We start from the raw sequence: 19,366 nt of genomic DNA, 5'->3' as shown, positions 1-19,366 counted from the left end.
CTGTTAGATGATAGAAATAAAACAACTTGCCAAGGGCTTTACGTTAAGTAAAGGCAATAAGTTATCTGATACAGAGAAACAGGATGTTCGCTACAGTAATAAAGTCTTTCATTCGGTACGTGATGTCAGTTTTACCTGTGGTCAAGGTGAAGTGTTAGGCTTGCTTGGTCCGAATGGCGCGGGTAAAACTACGACGTTACGGATGCTGTCAACGGCCTTAAAACCTGATGCGGGTGCGGTGTTGATTAACGGTGTGGATGTCTTAAAAGAACCCGTAAAAGCCCGTAAGTTAATTGGTTTTTTATCAGCGGATACTGGCTTATATGGCAAATTAACCGCCTATGAAAATATTGCTTATTTTGCCAAATTACATGGTATGTCTGATGCGGCCATTAAAAAACGCATTGATGAACTGTTTACCTTGCTGAACATGCACGATTTTGCCAATCGGCGAGCCGATAATATGTCTACCGGTATGAAACAAAAAACGGCGATAGCGCGGGCGGTAGTTCATTCTCCCAAAGTGGTGATTTTCGATGAGCCGACCACAGGTTTAGACATCATGACCGTGCAAACGGTATTAGATTTTATTCAGTCGTTAAAAACGATAGGGATCCCAGTGATTTTCTCTACTCACCACTTAGATGAAGTGGCGAGTTTGTGTGATCGTGTGGTGGTCATTGATAAAGGGATCAGCAGCTTTTCGGGTGCATTGGCACAATTTAGTGCCTTAAGTGCCACGGGCGATTTACGTCAAGCCTTTTTATCTGTCTTACAGCAACAACCTGCAGCACAAGGAGCCGTCTAATGTGGCAAGTTTATCTTAAAGAACTTACGGAATTAATGCGGGATAAAAAAACATTAATTTTCGTGATCCTACTGCCAATTTTTATTTTCCCGGTGATCTTCGGCATTATGGGCTTGGTGTTATCTTCAACCACCAATAAAGCTATGCAAGAGCAACATCGCTACGTCATTATTAACGAGCAGCAAGCTCCTGAGTTTACCCAAGCGTTGTTTTATCATAAAAACTTTAAGCAGGTGACAACCTCATTGACCGAGCCTGAAGCGTTGATCGCGGCTATTCGTGCCGGTGATTTTGACGTTGCCGTGGTGATCCCTGCTGATTTTCAAGCAAAACAACAAGCGGTTGAACAAAGCCAATGGCAGCTAATTTATAACCAAGCCAGCCAGTTAGATTTTATGTCTCGTTACTTTAATGAAATGCTTGAAAATTATACTGGTACATTACAGCGTCAATCATTAAGTGCCTTGGGCGTTGATCCCGAAAAACTGACGGCAATTTTAAAACCCGTGTCGGTTGAAAAACTGGATACGGCAGCGAAACGTGAAAACCTGGGTGAAAAATTTGGGGCTTTAGTTGCTTATATTTTGATCCCGTTGTGCTTGCTCGGCGCGTCTTATCCGGCAATTGACATGGGTGCGGGGGAGAAAGAGCGGGGTACGCTGGAAACTTTGTTAATTTGTCCGATTAGCCGAACTGCCATTGTGTTGGGCAAATTTGCTACCGTGCTAACTACCGGCTTAGCGGGGGCGCTGATCACGGTGGCCAGCTTCGGTATATGGGGCGCGGTGATAGGCTCTTTTGCCGGTTTTTCAGTGGTTAAAGAGGCGATGGGAGCGATTTCTGTACCAGAGCTGTTGTTAATTTTTATGATGATCGTACCGACGTCGGCCATCTTTGCCTCTTTATTATTGGCGATCTCGATTTATGCCAAAACCTTTAAAGAAGCGCAAAACTATATGAGTCCGCTCAGTATTTTGATGTTTGTGCCTCTTGCTGCAGCCATGATGCCGGGTGTTGAATTAAATGCGAAAACCGCTTTTATTCCGGTAATGAATGTCGCGTTAGCCATTAAAGAGTTGATTAAAGGTACGGCTGAAACCAGTATGATTGCGCTGATTTTTGGTGCGACAGTGCTATTAGCTGCGGTATTAATTGCCTTTTGTGTGCACTGGTTCCAACAAGAAAAAGTACTGTTTCGTTAAATGACAACTAAAAGCTATTGATAACGATTCGCAATAGTATTAATATGGCGTGGTGTCCAGAACGGAGATCACGCCATGTTCATTTGTGTTTGCAAAGCGGTATCTGACAAAGCCATTAAGCAGGCTATCGCTGAAGGTGCCGATTCAATGCGCGCACTCAAAAATCAGCTGGGGGTAGGCTCTCAGTGTGGTAAATGTCTGTGTCAGGCAGCACAGTTGCTGCATAATGAACTGGTGAAGCAACAACCGAGTGCCGATATTATCGACACGTTAGCGAAACCGGCTGCTTAAGTTCGTACCCAATTAATTCCGCTTATCGCCACATTTCTATTTTCATTCAGTCGCAAAGCCCAGCATAATAGCTCAATGTTGCTCATACAGAAGCCTGTAAAGGCGTTGCAGTATAGTAAACGTGGTTTTGTGAAGGTAAGTCGAACGCTTTGGAGCAGTTAATGGATAAGATTAAGCAGGTTGCCATCGTCGGTGGTGTACATGGTAATGAGTTTTCAGGGATCTACTTGGTCAAACAATATCAAGCTGAGCCTGAGCGCTGCCGCCGTACCAGTTTTACTACTGAAACGGTCTGGGCTAATCCTGCGGCTTATGCTGCCAATAAGCGCTATTTGCACAGCGATTTAAATCGACAATTTAAAAACGTGGATCTGGCAAACCCTGAGCTTACCGACTACGAGCAAAGCCGAGCTAAAGTGTTAAACGCCCAGCTGGGTCCCAAAGGCGCTGCTCGCACCGATCTGCTGATCGATTTGCACAACACCACCAGTAATATGGGCGCATGTTTGATTTTGACGCAAGCCGGGCCTTTTTATAATAAAATGGCGGCTTACGTTAAAATGAACATGCCAGACGCGATAATTTCGCGTGATGAAGATCATTTCGCGGCAGAAGAGCACGCTTTAATGTGTACCTTAGGCCGTTATGGCGTGTTGGTCGAAGTAGGGCCACAGCCACAATCGGTTTTACGCCAAGATGTGTTAGACTTAATGCAAACAATGGTGCAGCACATTCTTGATTTTGTTGAGCTTTACAATCAGGATAACTTACCAGCCTTACCGAAAAAAACCGAGGCGTTTCGTTACTTACATTCGATTAAGTTACCGATGAATGCAGCGGGTGAGCGCATAGGTATGGTGCATAAAAATGTGCAAGATCGTGATTATCAACCGATTAACCCAGGCGATCCAATCTTCACCTTGTTTGATGGTACTGAAGTACTTTATGAAGGTGAACATGTAGTCTATCCTACCTTTATTAATGAAGCGGCTTATTATGATAATAATTTGGCGATGTCATTAAATGAAAAAGTCATTATAGAATTGGAATAAAAAAAAGGCGTGCGCTAAACGAGTTCGCCTTTAAACATAGGATGTGTATGAGCTTATCTGTTAGTCATAGCACTTTACGGCGTGTTCGAGCACTTGGCTTGTGGTTAGTGTTGGGGGTGGCCTGTGCGCCTGCCTCAGCGCTCGGTTGTCAAAGCAAACAATGTCAAAGTTCAGTGGTGTTTTTAACTGAAACAAGCTATCCCGGTGTGCAACTTGATAGCCATGGTGACGTCATCGGGCCCACTATCGATCTGATGAATATCTTAGCTGAACGTGTTGGCAAAGAAAGGGTGTTTTATTTAATGCCTTGGGCGCGAGCCATGCAACGCGCTCAGCATACACCGCGCAGTATTTTGTTCGAAACCGTGCGTAATACCGAGCGCGAGCCATTATTTAAATGGGTTGGCCCTATTATGTATTTCGACATGCAGCTATATGGCCCACCAAAACTAAAGGGCATGAATGCAGAGCAGATCAGTAAAAACTATGTTGCCTGCGGTTATCGTGGCGCCTCTTATTTACCGATATTAGCAACATTAGGCTTTTCTGAAGATACCAATTTGGTCTTAATGAAAACGCAGACAGATTGTTTAGATATGCTCAGATTAGGCCGCGCTGATGTCACGCCCATGAATGGTTTTCGACGTGGCGACATGTATGAAGAGCCACAGCTGCGTTTAGTGCCGCTTATTGCACTCAATGAAGTGGCGTTGTATATGGCGTTTTCGTTGGATTTTTCTGACAGTGAAATTGCGTTGTGGCAGCAACAATTAGAACAATTGTATCGCGATGGCACCTTACGTCGATTTTATCAATCAAATTACCCAGCGCGCGTGATTGAAAAGCTTGAGCAATTAGCCGGTAAGTTGCCAAATACGGCATCCTAATGCTTGCTCGACACTTAGCGTTCAGCCGCTAAGCGTCGAGTTTTCAGGTTAAACCTTATAACGTATCGTAACTGGCTTTTTTCTGAATTAACTCAATAGCGTAATTGTCAGGATCGCGCACAAATGCGATTTCTGTTGTGCCACCTTTTACGGGGCCTGGCTCGCGGCTAATCACACCGCCTTTAGCGCGGATCTTGTCGCAGGCGGCATAAACATCTTCTACTTCTAAGGCAATATGACCAAAAGCGCCACCTAGCTCATAGCTATCAACACCCCAATTGTAGGTCAGCTCTAAAACGGCATCACTTTTCTCATCGCCATAACCAACAAAAGCCAGCGTATAGCGATATTCACTGTTTTCGGATTGGCGTAATAATCTCATGCCCAGCACCTCGGTATAAAAGGCGATTGACCGTTCTAAATTTCCAACGCGTAGCATGGTATGTAAAATTCGCATAGTGACCCTCTTTGCTGTGTTTGCTTGCAATTTGCTCAATGCTGCATTCTTTGCCTAAACATCGAAACGGTCATCGCAAGGATGCAAGACAAATTTATGTTGATGTTAACATAGTCTGAAATATGAAAAAATTGGTCTGTTAAGTTCAGGGGTACAACATGCCAATGGTTATCGGCATTAATATTCAGTTGATAGCGAAACACGGGTTTTTAGATGCTTATTCTGTTTTTTGTTTGAAGTCACAAAGGTCTTCAATAATACAAGAACCACAGCGAGGTTTTCTGGCGATGCAGGTGTAGCGACCATGCAAGATCAACCAGTGATGCAGATCAAACATAAATTCAGATTTTTGCGGGGTGTTTTTTATAATGCTCTGTTCAGTGGCCTCAACGGTGTTGCCTTTGGCGTAGCCGGTGCGATTAGCGACCCGCTGAATATGCGTATCAACCGCGATAAAGTACTGGCCTTCATTATCTTTTAGTAAACCAAAACCAGTATTAAGCACCACATTGGCTGTTTTGCGACCCACCCCAGGCAGTGCTTCTAAGGCCGCGCGGTTTTGTGGCACTTCACCACCATGCTGTTCAACCAAAATACGACAGGTTTTAATGACATTTTCAGCCTTGGTATTAAACAAGCCGATGGTTTTAATATAGTGCTTTACGCCCTCAACATTCAGATCAAGCATGGCTTGTGCGGTGCGTGCGACCGGAAATAACTGCCGTGTGGCTTTATTGACGCCAACATCGGTCGCCTGTGCCGACAGCAATACCGCAATAAGGAGCTCAAAGGGTGAACTGTATTCAAGTTCGGTCTTCGGATGCGGATTGGCCTCGCGCAGCCGAGTGAGCATGGCAATACGTTTTTGTTTATTCATACTATCGCTCTGGTTATTGTGGGCTGCCGGTCACGCGGGCCCGAGCAATATCCCCTTTATTGACAACTTTTTTACTGGCGTAATGCTGATCGATACTATTTTTTAATGCGATAAGTAAGCCCATACCAATAAAAGCGCCTGGCGGTAGAATAGCCAGTAAAAAATGGCTATCGCTTTGAAATAACTGTAAATGCAAGCCGCTAGCCCAACTGCCTAACAATAAATCAGCCCCGGCAAATAAACTGCCTTGGCCTAAGATTTCGCGTATGGCGCCTAACACCAGTAACACCAATAAAAAGCCTAAACCCATCATCAGTGCATCTAGCGCTGAGGGCAGTACTGCATTTTTTGAAGCAAAGGCTTCTGCCCGGCCAATAATGGCGCAGTTGGTGACAATCAGCGGAATAAAAATGCCTAAGGATTGATACAAACCAAAGGTAAACGCATTCATCAGCAATTGCACGGCAGTAACAAAGGTGGCGATAATCATCACAAAAATCGGGATACGAATTTCATTAGGCACGTGACTACGGATCGACGACACCACGATATTCGAGCCGAGTAACACTAACAAGGTTGCCAAGCCTAAACCTAGCGCATTGATTACGGTGTTGGTCACCGCGAGCAACGGGCAAAGCCCCAATAATTGCACTAAGCCAGGGTTGTTTTTCCATAATCCTTGTAGCGTCAGTTCTTTAAATAGGCTCATGGGGTTAACTCACAATTTGTGGCGGCATGGGCCAGTTCAGGGTGCTGCTGCACATAGTTAGCGGCCCGATACACGGCGTTAATCACGGCGCGCGGCGTAATGGTTGCACCCGTAAATTGATCAAAATCGCCGCCATCTTTTTTAACAGCCCAGTGCTTAGCCTCAGCGGGTGTGGCGGCTTTGCCACTGAAACTGTAGATCCAGTTACTGCGTCTGGTTTCAATTTTATCACCTAAGCCCGGTGTTTCCTGATGGTTTAAAACGCGCGTACCTAGCACGGTACCGATTGGGCTAATGGCAACAATAAGCTCAATATTACCGCTGTAACCATCTGGAGCGGTGACATCAAGTACATAGGCACGAAGTTGGTCATCTTCTTGCCAACGATACACGCGCTGCGCCTTACCGCCAAGCTCGTCTGGTGCATTAACCAGCGTACAATTGGCCAACAGTGCCCGCGTTTGCTGTACTTCAGGTAACACTTCACTGAGGATCGCCAGTTGGCTTAAGCGACGCTGCTCGGCAATTTTGGGCTGCGTTAATAAATGTAAACTGCCTAAAATGACCACACAAATAATCGCAACCAACGCTAGGGCTAAGGCATTTTTACTGACCATACGGATCATTTGGTTGCTCCTTTGGCTTTGTGGCCATAGGTACGCGGACGAGTATAATAGTCGATCAGCGGCACACACATATTCGCCAGTAACACCGCAAAAGCAATCGCGTCAGGATAACCGCCAAAGCTGCGGATTAAATAAATTAATAGACCAATTAACGCCCCGTACCACAAACGCCCCCGATCGGTGGTAGAGGCCGACACAGGATCGGTGGCGATGAAAAAGGCGGCTAACATGGTACCACCGCTAAATAAATGAAACAGTGGGCTAGCAAAAGCATCCGGTGATGCTAACCAACTCAACATAGTAAACACAAACAAGCTGGCCAGAACTGCCACCGGAATGCGCCAAGTAATGACTTTTTGCTGGAGTAAAAATAAGCCTCCGGCAAGGTAAGCTAAATTGACCCATAACCAGCCTGAGCCGGCAAAGCTTAGATAAACTGGCTTCTGCCAGCTTTCGGTTAAGGTTAAGCCTTGAGCCAGATCAGTACGTAGGGTATCCAGTGGTGTGGCTAAGGTGATGCCATCCACGCTAAGTTGCATCTGGCTTAAACTAAAGCCACCGCAGCTAAATTGGGTAAAGATGGTACAAATGGCATCTAATGGGCTGATGGTTACCGATTGTAAGGGCAAAGGCGGTAGCCACTGTGTCATCTGTACCGGGAAGGATATTAATAACATGACATAGGCTGCCATGGCCGGATTAAACAGATTATGCCCTAAACCGCCATACAGTTGTTTGACCATGATGATGGCAAAAGCGGTGCCAATAACAATTAACCACCAAGGCGCAAAAGGTGGAATAGCCACAGCGAGCAACACGGCTGTCACTAAAGCACTGTGATCCATTAAGCGCGGTCTGATGGCTTTATGGCGCAAGCTTAATATCATTGCCTCTGCCAACCAGGCGGTAGCAATCGCCAGCACCAATTGCACGAGCACACCATAGCCAAAAAACACGGCTTGTACGGCGATCCCTGGAATACAGGCAATCGCTACCAACTGCATTAAGCTGGCCGTACTTCGTCGATTGTGATGATGCGGCGAACTGGCAATTTTAAAACTCATGCAGAGTCACCTTTTGTTTTCGCTAATTCAGCCTGGGCATTCTCGTCGTGCTCAGAGGCAAACCTCGTATCGGCTGCGGCTTGTTGTTTACGGGCTTTAGCGCGTGCTAAAGCGGCGGCAACCGCGGCTTTACGCGGATCATCTTGGCTTGGCGTGTTTTCTGATGCAGCCTCGCTGCAAGCGGCTGTCTCATCGTTGTTTTCTAAAGCGCTGTTTTGTTCAGCTTCAGCGCCCAGCTGCTGTTTACGTGCTTTGGCACGTGCTAAAGCGGCGGCAACGGCGGCTTTACGCGGATCATCTTGGCTTGGCGTGTTTTCTGATGCAGCCTCGCTGCTAGCGGCTGTCTCATCGTTGTTTTCTAAAGCGCTGTTTTGTTCAGCTTCAGCGCCCTGCTGCTGTTTACGTGCTTTGGCACGTGCTAAAGCGGCGGCAACCGCGGCTTTACGCGGATCGTCTTGGCTTGGCGGCTTATCTGAAGCAGCCTCGCTGCTAGCGGCTACCTCCCCATTATTTTCTAAAGCATGGTTTTGTTCAGCTTCAGCGCCATGCTGTTGTTTACGTGCTTTAGCGCGTGCTAAAGCGGCGGCAACGGCGGCTTTACGCGGATCGTCTTGGCTTGATGCCTTATCCGCATGGTTTTGTGTGGCTTGGCTTTCAGTTACCGCTGGTGCGCTTGCGCTGCTCTGTGCAGTCTCAGTGGTATGTTGTTGTTGCCGTGCTTTGGCTCGCGCAATAGCCGCTGCGACTGCGGCTTGGCGTGGATCGGTTGCTGTAGCGTCGAGATTTTGGCTTGCTGACTGACTTTGCGCACCAGACTCGGCATCGGTATGTGCTGCCGCAGCTTGTTGCGCTTGATACGCACGCGCTTGTTGTTTTTTCACTTCGCGTTCAGCCACGATATCCGCATGCGAACGCTGTGCTGTTTCGGTAGCGTTTTGCTGTTTGGCTTTAATGCGCTCAAGTGCTGCGGCAACTGTATTGCTGCCGGCATTTTGTTGTTGAGACTGTTGCCGTGCCGCAGCCAGCTGTTGATTTTTAGCCAGGCGTGCTTGTTTTTCTGCCTCCAGCCTGGCATTGCGTGCTTCAAAACGCGCTTTTGCTTGTTCGGCTTTTAGTGCTTCACGCTGCTGCTCACGGATATCGGCTTTGGCAATACGGTAATACTGCACTAATGGGATTTCACTTGGGCAAACGTAAGCGCAGGCACCGCATTCAATACAATCGGCCAGATTATACTCTTTGAGTTTGTCATGATCTTTGGCTTTGCTATACCACAGCAATTGTTGTGGTAATAACGTAGCGGGGCAAGCATCAGCACAAGCGCTACAACGAATGCAATCTAATTCTGGCCCTGCGTTGGGTAATTCAGTATGGCTGGGCGCTAAAATGCAGTTAGTGGTTTTTACAACGGGCACGGCTAGGTCGGGCAGGGTAAAACCCATCATCGGCCCGCCCATAATCACTTTTTGTTCCAGTTCGGCCTGATAACCACAAAAATCTAATAAGGCCGCAACAGGTGTGCCGATTAACGCCTGCACATTTTGTGGCCGCTGCAAGGTTTCCCCGGTGACGGTAACAATACGCGAAATTAACGGATGATCGTCTAACACCGCTTGCGCGATAGCAAAGGCGGTGCCGATATTCTGCATCACAATACCGATGTCGGCAGGGCGACGGCCCGCTGGCACTTCTTTGTTAGTCAGTAATTGGATCAGTTGCTTTTCACCGCCTGAGGGGTACTTAACCGGCACTTCTCGAACATAGTAATGTTCGCGTTGGCTACATGCCGCGCGCATACCGGCTGCCGCAATCGGCTTATCGGCTTCAATACCAATTAATACGGCTTTTGGGTTGAGCAGCTTGCACAGAATATCAATGCCTTTGACGATGGTCGTTGGCGCTTCTTGCATCAGTGCATCATCAGCGGTGATATAGGGTTCGCATTCAACGGCGTTGATAATTAAATAATCGACCGGTTGGTGCAAGCCCGCTTTAATATGGGTGGGGAAGCCCGCACCGCCCATACCGGCAATACCGCTGTCTTGAATGCGCTCTAAAAGGGTATGGGTATCCGCTGTGGCAAAGTTTAGTGGCTCCCGCTCACGCCACTCATCTAAGCCATCGGGCTCAATGACGATGACGCTTTCAGGTAAGGCCGATGGATGTGGGCTGGTGTGATCGGTAATAGCGATAATCATCCCCGATGTCGGCGCATGCACGGGCACCGTCATGGAGTTATCGGCAGCGGTGAGTGCTTGGCCTTTGAGCACGCGCTCACCTACGCCCACCAGCAATTGGCCCGCAACACCAATATGCTGGCGTAGTGGAATGTAAAGCCGCTCTGGAAGCGACATGCTAATGATCGGCTTTTCGCTGGTTACCGCTTTACGCGTAGGGGGATGAACACCACCATGAAAGTCCCATAGCGCGCCGGCTTGAATTTGTTGAAATAAACTTGGCACCGTTGGGTTACTCCACCACTTTTACCGGGATTGCCTGTAAATCCCATTTCCAGCGCTCAGCGGTCACCGGAACAGGGATCATATCAATACAATCAACCGGGCAAGGTTCAACACACAGATCACAGCCCGTACATTCATCAACCAGTACGGTATGCATTAATTTGGACGCGCCAACTATGGCATCGACGGGGCAGGCTTGAATACATTTGGTACAGCCAATGCACTCATCTTCGCGAATAAAAGCCACACGTTTTACCGCAGGCTCTTGCGCGGCATTTAACGGTTTCGCTTCAACGCCCATCAGCTCGGACAGTTTTTTTATAGTGGCATCGCCACCCGGAGGGCATTTGTTAATGTCATCGCCATTGGCAATTGCTTCTGCATAGGGGCGACAGCCAGGATAGCCACATTGGCCACACTGAGTTTGCGGTAAAATGTCATCAATTTGCTCGACCAAGGGGTCGCTTTCCACTTTAAAGCGAATAGCCGAATAGCCGAGTAAAGCACCGAACAATAACGCCAGTACACCCAGTGCGATGAGTGCGGTAATAATAGTCATACCGATTTCACCAAGCCACTAAAGCCCATAAAGGCCAGGGACATTAAACCTGCGGTGATCATCGCAATGGCCGCACCCTTAAAAGGTACCGGCACATCGGCTGCAGCTAAACGCTCACGCATAGCGGCAAATAAGATCAACACTAACGAAAACCCAGCGGCAGCGCCAAAGCCATATAATGCGGAATTAATAAAATTATGCCGTGCATTAACATTTAATAAGGCCACGCCTAATACCGCACAATTAGTGGTGATCAGCGGTAAAAAGATGCCCAATAACCGATATAAATTAGGACTCGTTTTGTGCACGACCATTTCGGTAAATTGCACGACCACGGCAATCACCAAAATAAAGCTCAGGGTTCGTAAATACAATAGATCTAACGGCGCGAGTACATAGCTGTCAACAAGATAGCTACTGATAGAAGCCAGTGTCAGTACAAAGGTGGTCGCTAAAGACATACCAATGGCGGTTTCTAACTTGCCTGACACGCCCATAAAGGGACAAAGCCCAAGAAATTTAACCAGGACAAAGTTATTGACCAATACTGTACTTACAAGGAGTAATAAAAATTCAGTCATAGGGTTACGTTATAGGGTTCTCAGTGCGTATTATGCCGTTAGCCTGTATGGCATACAACCTGATAAAAGTAAGGGCTTTTGCTATGCAGAAGCCCTTAACTGTAAAACTTTGCTGGCAGCCGCCACACGGCATGGGGTATTACATGGGGCTAGGTTTGCCGATGTAATAGCCTTGGTTGCCGTCAATAAACAACGATTCCAGCATGTGTTTTTCTTCCTGCGTTTCAACGCTTTCAGCAAACACACCCACACCAATGCGGTGTGCTAAATCGATCATTAAACGCATAAAATACTGATTGTTTTTATCTTCATTGATATGGCGGGTGTAGCTGCCATCCATTTTCACATAATCGGGTTTTAAATCGCGGAAGAATTTAAATGAGGTAATACCCACACCAAATTTCTCAACGGTAATACGTGAACCGGCACGATGTAGCATGTCGATAAAACGTTTACTGGTTTTGAGATTTTGTTGTAAACCAAATTCGCTGACTTCAAACACCAATTTAGCGGCAATATTGGCATCTTTTAGCAAGCGCCGTTCTAACCAGATCACAAATTGATCATCATGCACACTGCGTGGCGAAAGATTTATACCAAAATACTGGTCATGCATGCTTTTGGTTTTGATCGTCGTCAAAGAGGTTTCAACAATTAAACGATCAATGGCAATAATTTTGTCCAGTTTCTCTGCCATGGCTAAGAAAGAAGCCGTAGGCAGCGTTTGCTCTTCATGCGTTTTAAAGCGCACCAGAATTTCGGAATAGGCTTTAGCTGCGCGCGAAGACGGCATGATATGTTGAACTAATAACGCTAACCGATTATTTGCTATCACATCGTCAATCACATTACGCCAATTTTGATTGCCGTAACTGTTACCCGCACTGTCTAAGCCACTGCTTTCTTTTTGTAAGTGCCAGGCATTCGGCTGTTTAGTTTGCGCTAAACTGATAGAGGTATCGGCACTGGCCAATAACTCACCTAAGGCTTTGCCATTTTCATAGCTGACTAAACCGGTGTAGGCTACCGAGTCAAGTTCAGAAAGTTTTTGAAACTCATTAAAGCGGCTTTGTAATTGCAGGGCAAAGTTTTCTGCTTCTTTAGGTGTCACTTTTGGCATTAAAATACCAAAGTCAGAACCATTTAAACGGAATAATTTGCTATCGCGATAGGTTGCGATTACCCGTTTAAGAATATCTGACACTTCTTTAATATATTGATCACCCTCATGGAAGCCACGGGTTTGGTTAATACTTTGCAATTCGGTACAGCGAGTAATACCAAAAATACCATAGTTAGCTTGGCTGGAATTAGTAAAATGCTCTTCATAGTTTTGCACAAAACGATTACGGTTCGGCAGGCCTGTCACTGCATCTTTATATGCTTCTTCTGCAATAAGTTGGGCATCAGCTTTCATTTTTTCAGCTTGTTGCTGGGTATATTGCGTTAACTTGCGTAATGAAATACTGATTTCAGAAAACTCAGCAGGGAGTTCACTGTTTTCTGTTTTTGTTTGTTGATTGTCTGATAAGAACGCCTCGATGGTCTCGTTAACCACTCTAGAGATACGACGATACTTGCGTTGCAAACTGTTTTTGATAATGAGCACTGGCAACATAAACAGAATGAAAGGGCTACCAACCAGCACGAATAAAAAATATTGCATGCCTTTTAAGGTGGCGCGGTGATCTAACTCATAACGCACCAGCACGTCTTGTTGTTCATCTTTGATGGTCACGGTATCGTCTACTTTACCGGCTAGCGCAAAAAGCTGACTAATAAAGCTGGCTTGATAAGCATTATTGCTTTGTTCATATAAAATGGTGCCATCTAAACGTCTGACTTGCAGGCTTTTTAATTTAAAGCTGCGGTCTAGTTGACGGCTTAATGATTTACCATCTGCGGTAACATGGGTTGCGATGGTTTGTTCTATGGCAAGTTTGGCTGTATTTTCTTGTAAAATGAGTTGGTTCTTGCCGTAATAGAGGAAACCAACCAGCAAGACAATTACTAGCAGAGTCGCAGAGACTAACTGTGCTGTAAGTAACGTTCGAAAGTTTTTCATCATTCCTAGACCACCAATCAATATTGCATCCATTATAAAAGCGCAAATGTGGCTTTTATCACGCAACTCACTGTGCCTATTAAAGCAAAAAAATCTTTAAAAATAAATAAATAACACGAAAATGTCAGATTATAAAACACAGGGGGTAAAAGGAGTATAACAGAAAAATTGTGGCTCCCCAGACTGGACTCGAACCAGTGACCTACGGATTAACAGTCCGCCGCTCTAACCAACTGAGCTACTAGGGAACAAAAAGGTATGCAGAGATTTGGCTCCCCAGACTGGACTCGAACCAGTGACCTACGGATTAACAGTCCGCCGCTCTAACCAACTGAGCTACTAGGGAAGGGTGATACATTCGTTAAATATTGCTGTTGGCTCCCCAGACTGGACTCGAACCAGTGACCTACGGATTAACAGTCCGCCGCTCTAACCAACTGAGCTACTAGGGAACAGCATTCAACGGGGCGCAATACTAATGCCACCTTAGGAGACTGTCAACACTTTGCAGAGCTGATTTTTACAGAAGTGGTTTACTTGCGTATAGTTTCGCCAAAATGCACATTTTCAATACGAATCGAGGAACGATGACGGGTCATTCAGATGGCAATGACCGCAACACCTTAGCCAATAAGCCTTGTACAGAGTTATCCACGGAAGCTGTGGATAACTCTGTGAATGACTGGTTGCTTAATCGAGCAAAGCCTTGTCATTGCTTAATTTCATCGTGGTCAATAGCTTTGCGATAAAAATTTTTTGTGTTAAATTTCAGTCGCTTATGATTTTTTGAGCGGATTGTGCTTTTTAAGTGCAGTTTTTGTTTACTGCCTGTCCGATCCGCTTGCCATTGTGCACTGTTTTTGTGAGTTTCAGGTCATTCATGCCACTAAACCGGTAATTTGGCTTATTCGACGACGAGCATGGTGCTGACTCGCGCTTTTCTCTACAATAGAGACTGACTTTTCTGACATCGTAAGAAGCAGTTATCTTTGATGAGCACGAATCCACTGTTAACAGCCAGCATGGCTCCCTTATTAAAACGTCTGACTTGGCCAGTGATGGGCGGGATGTTGACGCTAATGAGTTTTAACCTGGTCGATACCTTTTTTATTAGCTTACTAGGAACTCAGCAACTGGCGGCAATCAGTTTTACCTTTCCGGTTACCTTTACCTTAATCAGTTTAGCGATTGGTTTAAGCATTGGTACTTCAGCCATTATTGCCAAAGCTCTGGGGGCAGGGCAAACCGACACGGCGCGGGCCGACAGTTTAGCGGCTTTATGGCTGTCGGCGATTTTAGTCAGTATTCTCGCCTTGCTGGGCTATCTTTTGTTAGAGCCGCTGTTTTTTTTGTTGGGGGCGACGCCAGAGATCTTTTCTTATATTGAACGCTACATGCTGATTTGGCTGGCGGGGTCGATTTTATTAGTAACACCCATGGTCGGTAATGCCATTTTACGTGCAGCTGGTGATACAAAGATCCCCAGTCTAGTGATGGCCGGCAGCGGTGTGATTAATGCGATTTTGGATCCGATCCTGATTTTTGGTATTGGCCCTATTCCTGCTATGGGGATCAGTGGGGCTGCCATTGCGACGGTCATCTCTTGGTTAGCCGGCTTTGTGTTTATTTTATATTGGCTCAGTGTTAAGCGCGGTTTATTAACGGCTTGGATATTACCTTGGGGTTTGTTTCGTCAGATCTGTCGTAAAATTTTGCACATTGGTCTACCGGCTGCCGGCGCCAACATGCTCACGCCGGTGGCGATGGCGATTCTCACGGCGATTATGGCTTCTTATGGTCCAGAAGCCGTCGCGGCCTTTGGCGTGGGAGCACGGATTGAGAGTATTGCTTCGTTAGTGGTGTTAGCGTTATCGATGACCCTGCCACCGGTGATTAGTCAAAACTTTGGGGCATCGCGTTTTGATCGTGTCAAAGAGGCTTATCAGTTATGTTGTCGTTTTGTGATGTTTTGGCAAGCCGGTATTTATCTTATCTTAGCGCTACTGGCTTATCCGATTGCCGCTATGTTCACGGATAATGCAGACGTTGCCAGTTATTTACGTTGGTTTATCTGGCTGATGCCTTTGGCTTATGGCTTACAAGGCATCATCATTTTAACCAATTCTTCTTTTAATGCGTTGCATTTACCGGCGAAAGCCGTGGTACTTAGCGTGATCCGTTTGTTTGTTTGCTATGTACCCCTTGCTTGGCTTGGCGGCGTTGTGTTTGGCGTGGTCGGCATTTTTATTGGATGCATTCTTGCTAATTTGCTTACGGCTGCCGTGGCTTATTATTGGTTTAACCGAGTGCAGCAACGCTATTTGTTATAGGAAACACCATGTCACGTGCTTTTGAACTGGTATCAGATTATCAACCGGCTGGCGACCAACCTGGCGCGATCGAAAAGCTGGTCAGCGGCTTAGAGAGTGGCCTAGCGCATCAAACGTTATTAGGTGTCACCGGCTCAGGTAAAACCTTTACGATGGCCAGTGTGATTGCTCAAGTGGGCCGACCAACGCTAATTATGGCACACAATAAAACACTCGCCGCGCAGCTTTACGGCGAGATGAAAGCGTTTTTCCCGCATAATGCCGTTGAATATTTCGTGTCTTATTATGATTATTATCAGCCTGAAGCCTATGTACCCTCGACGGATACCTTTATTGAAAAAGATGCGTCGATAAATGAGCATATTGAGCAAATGCGCCTGTCTGCGACCAAAGCGCTGATGGAGCGTCGTGATGTGGTGATTATCGCATCGGTGTCTGCCATTTATGGTTTGGGCGATCCGCAGTCTTATATGCAAATGCTGTTGCATTTAAAGCAAGGCGATATTATTGACCAGCGCTTTATCTTAAGGCGCTTGGCCGAACTGCAATACAGCCGAAATGATCTGGCCTTTGAGCGTGCCACTTATCGGGTACGCGGTGATGTGATTGATGTGTTTCCGGCAGAGTCGGAAGAGATTGCTGTTCGTATCGAATTATTTGATGAAGAAATTGAACGTATCAGTTTATTCGACCCGCTCACCGGAGCGGTGGAAAAAATTGTGACGCGCTATACCATCTATCCTAAAACGCACTATGTCACACCCAGAGAGACGATTCTAAAAGCCGTAGAGCAAATCAAGGTTGACCTTGCTGAGCGTCGTCAGCAGTTACTCAGTGCCAATAAACTGGTTGAAGAGCAGCGTTTAGCGCAGCGCACGCAGTTTGATATCGAAATGATGATTGAATTAGGCTATTGCTCGGGTATTGAAAACTATTCGCGCTATTTATCGGGCCGTGGTGATGGTGCACCACCACCGACCTTACTGGAATATTTTCCAGACGATGGTTTAATGTTTATTGATGAGTCGCACGTCACCATTTCGCAAATTGGCGCGATGTATAAGGGCGACCGGTCACGGAAAGAAAACTTGGTTAACTATGGTTTTCGCTTACCTTCTGCTTTAGATAACCGGCCGCTGAAGTTCGAAGAGTTTGAAATGATCGCACCGCAGCGCATCTATGTTTCGGCCACACCGGCGGCTTATGAGTTAGAACACTCTAATGGCGAAGTGATTGAGCAGGTGGTGCGGCCAACGGGCTTGGTTGATCCGATTATTGAAATTCGCCCCGTCGCGACGCAAGTTGATGATTTAATGTCGGAAGCGATGCAGCGCGCTGCGCGACAAGAGCGGGTGCTGGTGACAACCCTGACCAAAAAGATGGCGGAAGATCTTACCGAGTACTTAAGTGAACATGGTATTCGTGTGCGTTATTTACACTCTGATATCGATACCGTCGAGCGCATGGAAATTATTCGTGATTTACGCTTAGGGATCTTCGATGTTTTGGTGGGTATCAATTTGCTGCGAGAAGGTCTGGATATTCCTGAGGTGTCATTAGTGGCCATTCTTGATGCAGATAAAGAAGGTTTTTTACGCTCAGAGCGTTCGTTAATTCAAACCATAGGTCGTGCGGCGCGAAACTTAGCAGGACGGGCGATTTTATATGCTGATCGCATTACCAATTCTATGCGCAAAGCGATTGATGAAACGGATCGTCGGCGCGATAAACAACTTGCCTTTAACGCTGAGCATGGTATTTCGCCCAAGGCGATTCTGAAGAAAGTAGCCGATGTGATGGATCTGGGGCAATCGCCACAAACCAAAAATATTGTATTGCGCCAAGTAGCTGAAACGAAAGCTTTCTTTAAAGGCAAAACGCCTTATCAAATGCAGGCTGAAATTAAACAGCTGGAACAAAAGATGCTGCAACATGCCCGGGATCTCGAGTTTGAACAAGCGGCAGCGCTGCGTGATCAGGTGCATAAAATCAAGCAGCGCTTACTGGAATTACCGGAAAGCTAAACCCTTATGTTTGTCGCACTCGTTAACGGCGCTTACACGTTTAAGCGCCAATCATCCCAGGCTTGCTGCGCCAGCCGTTCTTGAAAAGCGGGCGCCGCAATGTTAATCAGCGCCTTGGCACGTTCAGTTAAACTTTTACCGCGAAGTTGAGCAATACCGTACTCGGTAACAATATAGTTAACATGAGCGCGGGTGGTAACCACTCCCGCACCGGGTGCCAATAAACTGCTGATGCGTGATACTGTGCCGCCCGCCGCGGTAGCGGGCAAGGCAATAATCGCGCGTCCCCCTTCGGATAAACTCGCGCCACGCACAAAATCCATTTGTCCGCCCACGCCAGAGTAAATTTTGGTGCCCAGCGAATCGGCACACACTTGGCCGCTTAAATCGACTTGTAAAGCGCTATTAATCGCGACCACTTGCGGGTTTTGCCGAATAACCGCGGTATCGTTGGTGTACTCGACATCTAAAAAGACCACTTCGGGGTTGTCATCCAAATAGTTGTACAAGGCTTGAGAGCCCATCGCAAAAGTGGTAACAATTTTACCGCGATGTTTGCGTTTACGCTGATTATTGATGACGCCCGTTTGGATAAGCGGTAGCACCCCATCGGAAAACATTTCGGTATGAATACCTAAATGCTGATGTTGGCCTAAACAGGCTAGGGTGGCATCGGGTATGGCGCCAATACCCAGTTGTAAACAATCGCCATCGCGGATTAAGCTGGCGACATGTTGGCCAATTTGCTGGGTAATGGCATCCAGCGGCACGGGCAAATGTTGCGGTAGCGGGGCGCTGTACTCAACATAACGGTCAAATCGACTCAGATGCACAAAAGAGTCACCATGAGTTCTGGGCATTAACGGATTGATCCAGGCAATCACGCGTTTAGCCATTTGTAGGGCGGCACGCGTTGCTTCTACCGAGATCCCTAAACTGCAATAGCCATGTTTATCTGGCGGAGAAACTTGGATTAATACCGCATCAAGCGGTTGTTCGCCGCTTCGAAATAATTTGGGGATTTCGGATAAAAATATTGGGACATAATCGGCTAAGCCACATTGCACGGCCTGGCGCGTACTGCTCCCCACAAAAAAAGCCCGCTGACGTAAATGACCGCTCAGTTCCGGTGCGCACAATACTTCGCTATGCTCAGTATGTAATTGTAATAAGGTAAGATTGCGCCGGGATAACGCCACTGTGGCTAAAGCGTGCAATAAATAATAGGGTGTTGCCGCCATCGACTGACACCAAATAGTGTCGTTATCTTGCAAAATACTAAGGGCCTGTTCGGCGGTGGTGACGCGCATCGAGAACTCCGTTTTGCTGAAAACTGCTCACTGCGCTGGCGCGTGCTTGTTTAGATCACTGA

Annotated in this window: 17 protein-coding genes and 3 tRNA genes; 7 read left to right on the top strand and 13 right to left on the bottom strand. The window is 46.7% G+C overall.

All coding sequences use genetic code 11. The features are described from left to right. Nucleotides 1–7 precede the first annotated feature (7 nt). The 5 genes from ACUJFK_RS11565 (at nt 8) to ACUJFK_RS11545 (ending at nt 4,240) form a co-directional block, all read left to right on the top strand. Nucleotides 8–808 carry an ABC transporter ATP-binding protein gene (locus ACUJFK_RS11565; protein ID WP_445424943.1) on the top strand — a complete coding sequence of 267 codons (801 nt, stop codon included), beginning with the start codon at nt 8–10 and terminating at the stop codon, nt 806–808. Beyond that, nucleotides 808–2,010: an ABC transporter permease gene (locus tag ACUJFK_RS11560; protein ID WP_306178295.1), complete on the top strand. Its 1,203-nt coding sequence runs from the start codon at nt 808–810 to the stop codon at nt 2,008–2,010. Before ACUJFK_RS11565 ends, ACUJFK_RS11560 begins: the two co-directional genes overlap by 1 nt. A gap of 75 nt (nt 2,011–2,085) precedes the next feature. Next, nucleotides 2,086–2,301 carry a bacterioferritin-associated ferredoxin gene (locus ACUJFK_RS11555; protein ID WP_306178296.1) on the top strand — a complete coding sequence of 72 codons (216 nt, stop codon included), beginning with the start codon at nt 2,086–2,088 and terminating at the stop codon, nt 2,299–2,301. A 161-nt stretch (nt 2,302–2,462) separates the two neighbouring features. After that, complete coding sequence (locus tag ACUJFK_RS11550) at nt 2,463–3,353, top strand: aspartoacylase (protein WP_445424942.1); 891 nt, start codon at nt 2,463–2,465, stop codon at nt 3,351–3,353. A 47-nt stretch (nt 3,354–3,400) separates the two neighbouring features. Continuing rightward, the gene (locus ACUJFK_RS11545) at nt 3,401–4,240 is read left to right on the top strand and encodes a substrate-binding periplasmic protein (protein WP_306178299.1); all 840 of its coding nucleotides are present in this window, start codon (nt 3,401–3,403) and stop codon (nt 4,238–4,240) included. A gap of 55 nt (nt 4,241–4,295) precedes the next feature. On the opposite strand, the gene gloA is transcribed toward ACUJFK_RS11545, so the two are convergent. The 12 genes from gloA to ACUJFK_RS11485 all read right to left on the bottom strand — a co-directional run bounded on the left by gloA (nt 4,296) and on the right by ACUJFK_RS11485 (nt 14,092). Further along, nucleotides 4,296–4,697, bottom strand: coding sequence for a lactoylglutathione lyase (gloA, locus tag ACUJFK_RS11540; protein ID WP_229584247.1), 402 nt, complete (start codon nt 4,695–4,697; stop codon nt 4,296–4,298). Nucleotides 4,698–4,914: 217 nt separating this feature from the next. Continuing rightward, entirely contained in the window at nt 4,915–5,574 is a 660-nt protein-coding gene (nth, locus tag ACUJFK_RS11535; RefSeq protein ID WP_445424941.1) for an endonuclease III, read from the bottom strand. A gap of 13 nt (nt 5,575–5,587) precedes the next feature. Further along, a complete protein-coding gene (locus ACUJFK_RS11530; protein ID WP_306178301.1) occupies nt 5,588–6,283 on the bottom strand; it encodes an electron transport complex subunit E in 696 nt (231 codons plus the stop codon). Continuing rightward, a complete protein-coding gene (gene rsxG / locus ACUJFK_RS11525; protein ID WP_306178302.1) occupies nt 6,280–6,909 on the bottom strand; it encodes an electron transport complex subunit RsxG in 630 nt (209 codons plus the stop codon). Before rsxG ends, ACUJFK_RS11530 begins: the two co-directional genes overlap by 4 nt. Beyond that, nucleotides 6,906–7,973, bottom strand: coding sequence for an electron transport complex subunit RsxD (gene rsxD, locus ACUJFK_RS11520; protein ID WP_445424940.1), 1,068 nt, complete (start codon nt 7,971–7,973; stop codon nt 6,906–6,908). The genes rsxG and rsxD overlap by 4 nt, the downstream gene beginning before the upstream one ends. Beyond that, on the bottom strand, nt 7,970–10,435 hold the full coding sequence (gene rsxC / locus ACUJFK_RS11515) for an electron transport complex subunit RsxC (RefSeq protein WP_445424939.1): 2,466 nt from the start codon (nt 10,433–10,435) through the stop codon (nt 7,970–7,972). The genes rsxD and rsxC overlap by 4 nt, the downstream gene beginning before the upstream one ends. 7 nt (nt 10,436–10,442) lie before the next feature. Then, nucleotides 10,443–10,994 carry an electron transport complex subunit RsxB gene (rsxB, locus tag ACUJFK_RS11510; protein ID WP_226750050.1) on the bottom strand — a complete coding sequence of 184 codons (552 nt, stop codon included), beginning with the start codon at nt 10,992–10,994 and terminating at the stop codon, nt 10,443–10,445. Further along, nucleotides 10,991–11,575, bottom strand: a complete 585-nt coding sequence (gene rsxA, locus ACUJFK_RS11505; protein ID WP_226750049.1) for an electron transport complex subunit RsxA — start codon at nt 11,573–11,575, stop codon at nt 10,991–10,993. The genes rsxB and rsxA overlap by 4 nt, the downstream gene beginning before the upstream one ends. A 139-nt stretch (nt 11,576–11,714) precedes the next feature. Beyond that, a complete protein-coding gene (locus tag ACUJFK_RS11500) occupies nt 11,715–13,643 on the bottom strand; it encodes an EAL domain-containing protein (protein ID WP_306178306.1) in 1,929 nt (642 codons plus the stop codon). A 168-nt stretch (nt 13,644–13,811) separates the two neighbouring features. Further along, a tRNA-Asn gene (locus tag ACUJFK_RS11495) sits at nt 13,812–13,888 on the bottom strand. Between the two features lie 21 nt (nt 13,889–13,909). After that, nucleotides 13,910–13,986 (bottom strand) — tRNA-Asn (locus ACUJFK_RS11490). A gap of 29 nt (nt 13,987–14,015) precedes the next feature. Continuing rightward, nucleotides 14,016–14,092 (bottom strand) — tRNA-Asn (locus tag ACUJFK_RS11485). Between the two features lie 540 nt (nt 14,093–14,632). On the opposite strand from ACUJFK_RS11485, the gene ACUJFK_RS11480 reads away from it, so the two are divergent. Both ACUJFK_RS11480 and uvrB read left to right on the top strand, forming a co-directional pair. Further along, the gene (locus ACUJFK_RS11480) at nt 14,633–15,970 is read left to right on the top strand and encodes an MATE family efflux transporter (RefSeq protein WP_306178307.1); all 1,338 of its coding nucleotides are present in this window, start codon (nt 14,633–14,635) and stop codon (nt 15,968–15,970) included. Nucleotides 15,971–15,978: 8 nt separating this feature from the next. Next, nucleotides 15,979–17,994: an excinuclease ABC subunit UvrB gene (gene uvrB, locus ACUJFK_RS11475; protein WP_445424938.1), complete on the top strand. Its 2,016-nt coding sequence runs from the start codon at nt 15,979–15,981 to the stop codon at nt 17,992–17,994. Between the two features lie 32 nt (nt 17,995–18,026). Here uvrB and ACUJFK_RS11470 read toward each other — a convergent pair whose 3' ends face one another. Continuing rightward, a complete protein-coding gene (locus tag ACUJFK_RS11470) occupies nt 18,027–19,304 on the bottom strand; it encodes an acetyl-CoA hydrolase/transferase family protein (RefSeq protein WP_445424937.1) in 1,278 nt (425 codons plus the stop codon). Between the last annotated feature and the right edge of the window lie 62 nt (nt 19,305–19,366).

It is taken from the genome of Alishewanella sp. HL-SH06, assembly GCF_052656265.1.
Note: the sequence above shows the minus strand (reverse complement) of the source record. Positions and strands in the feature narration are given on the sequence as shown.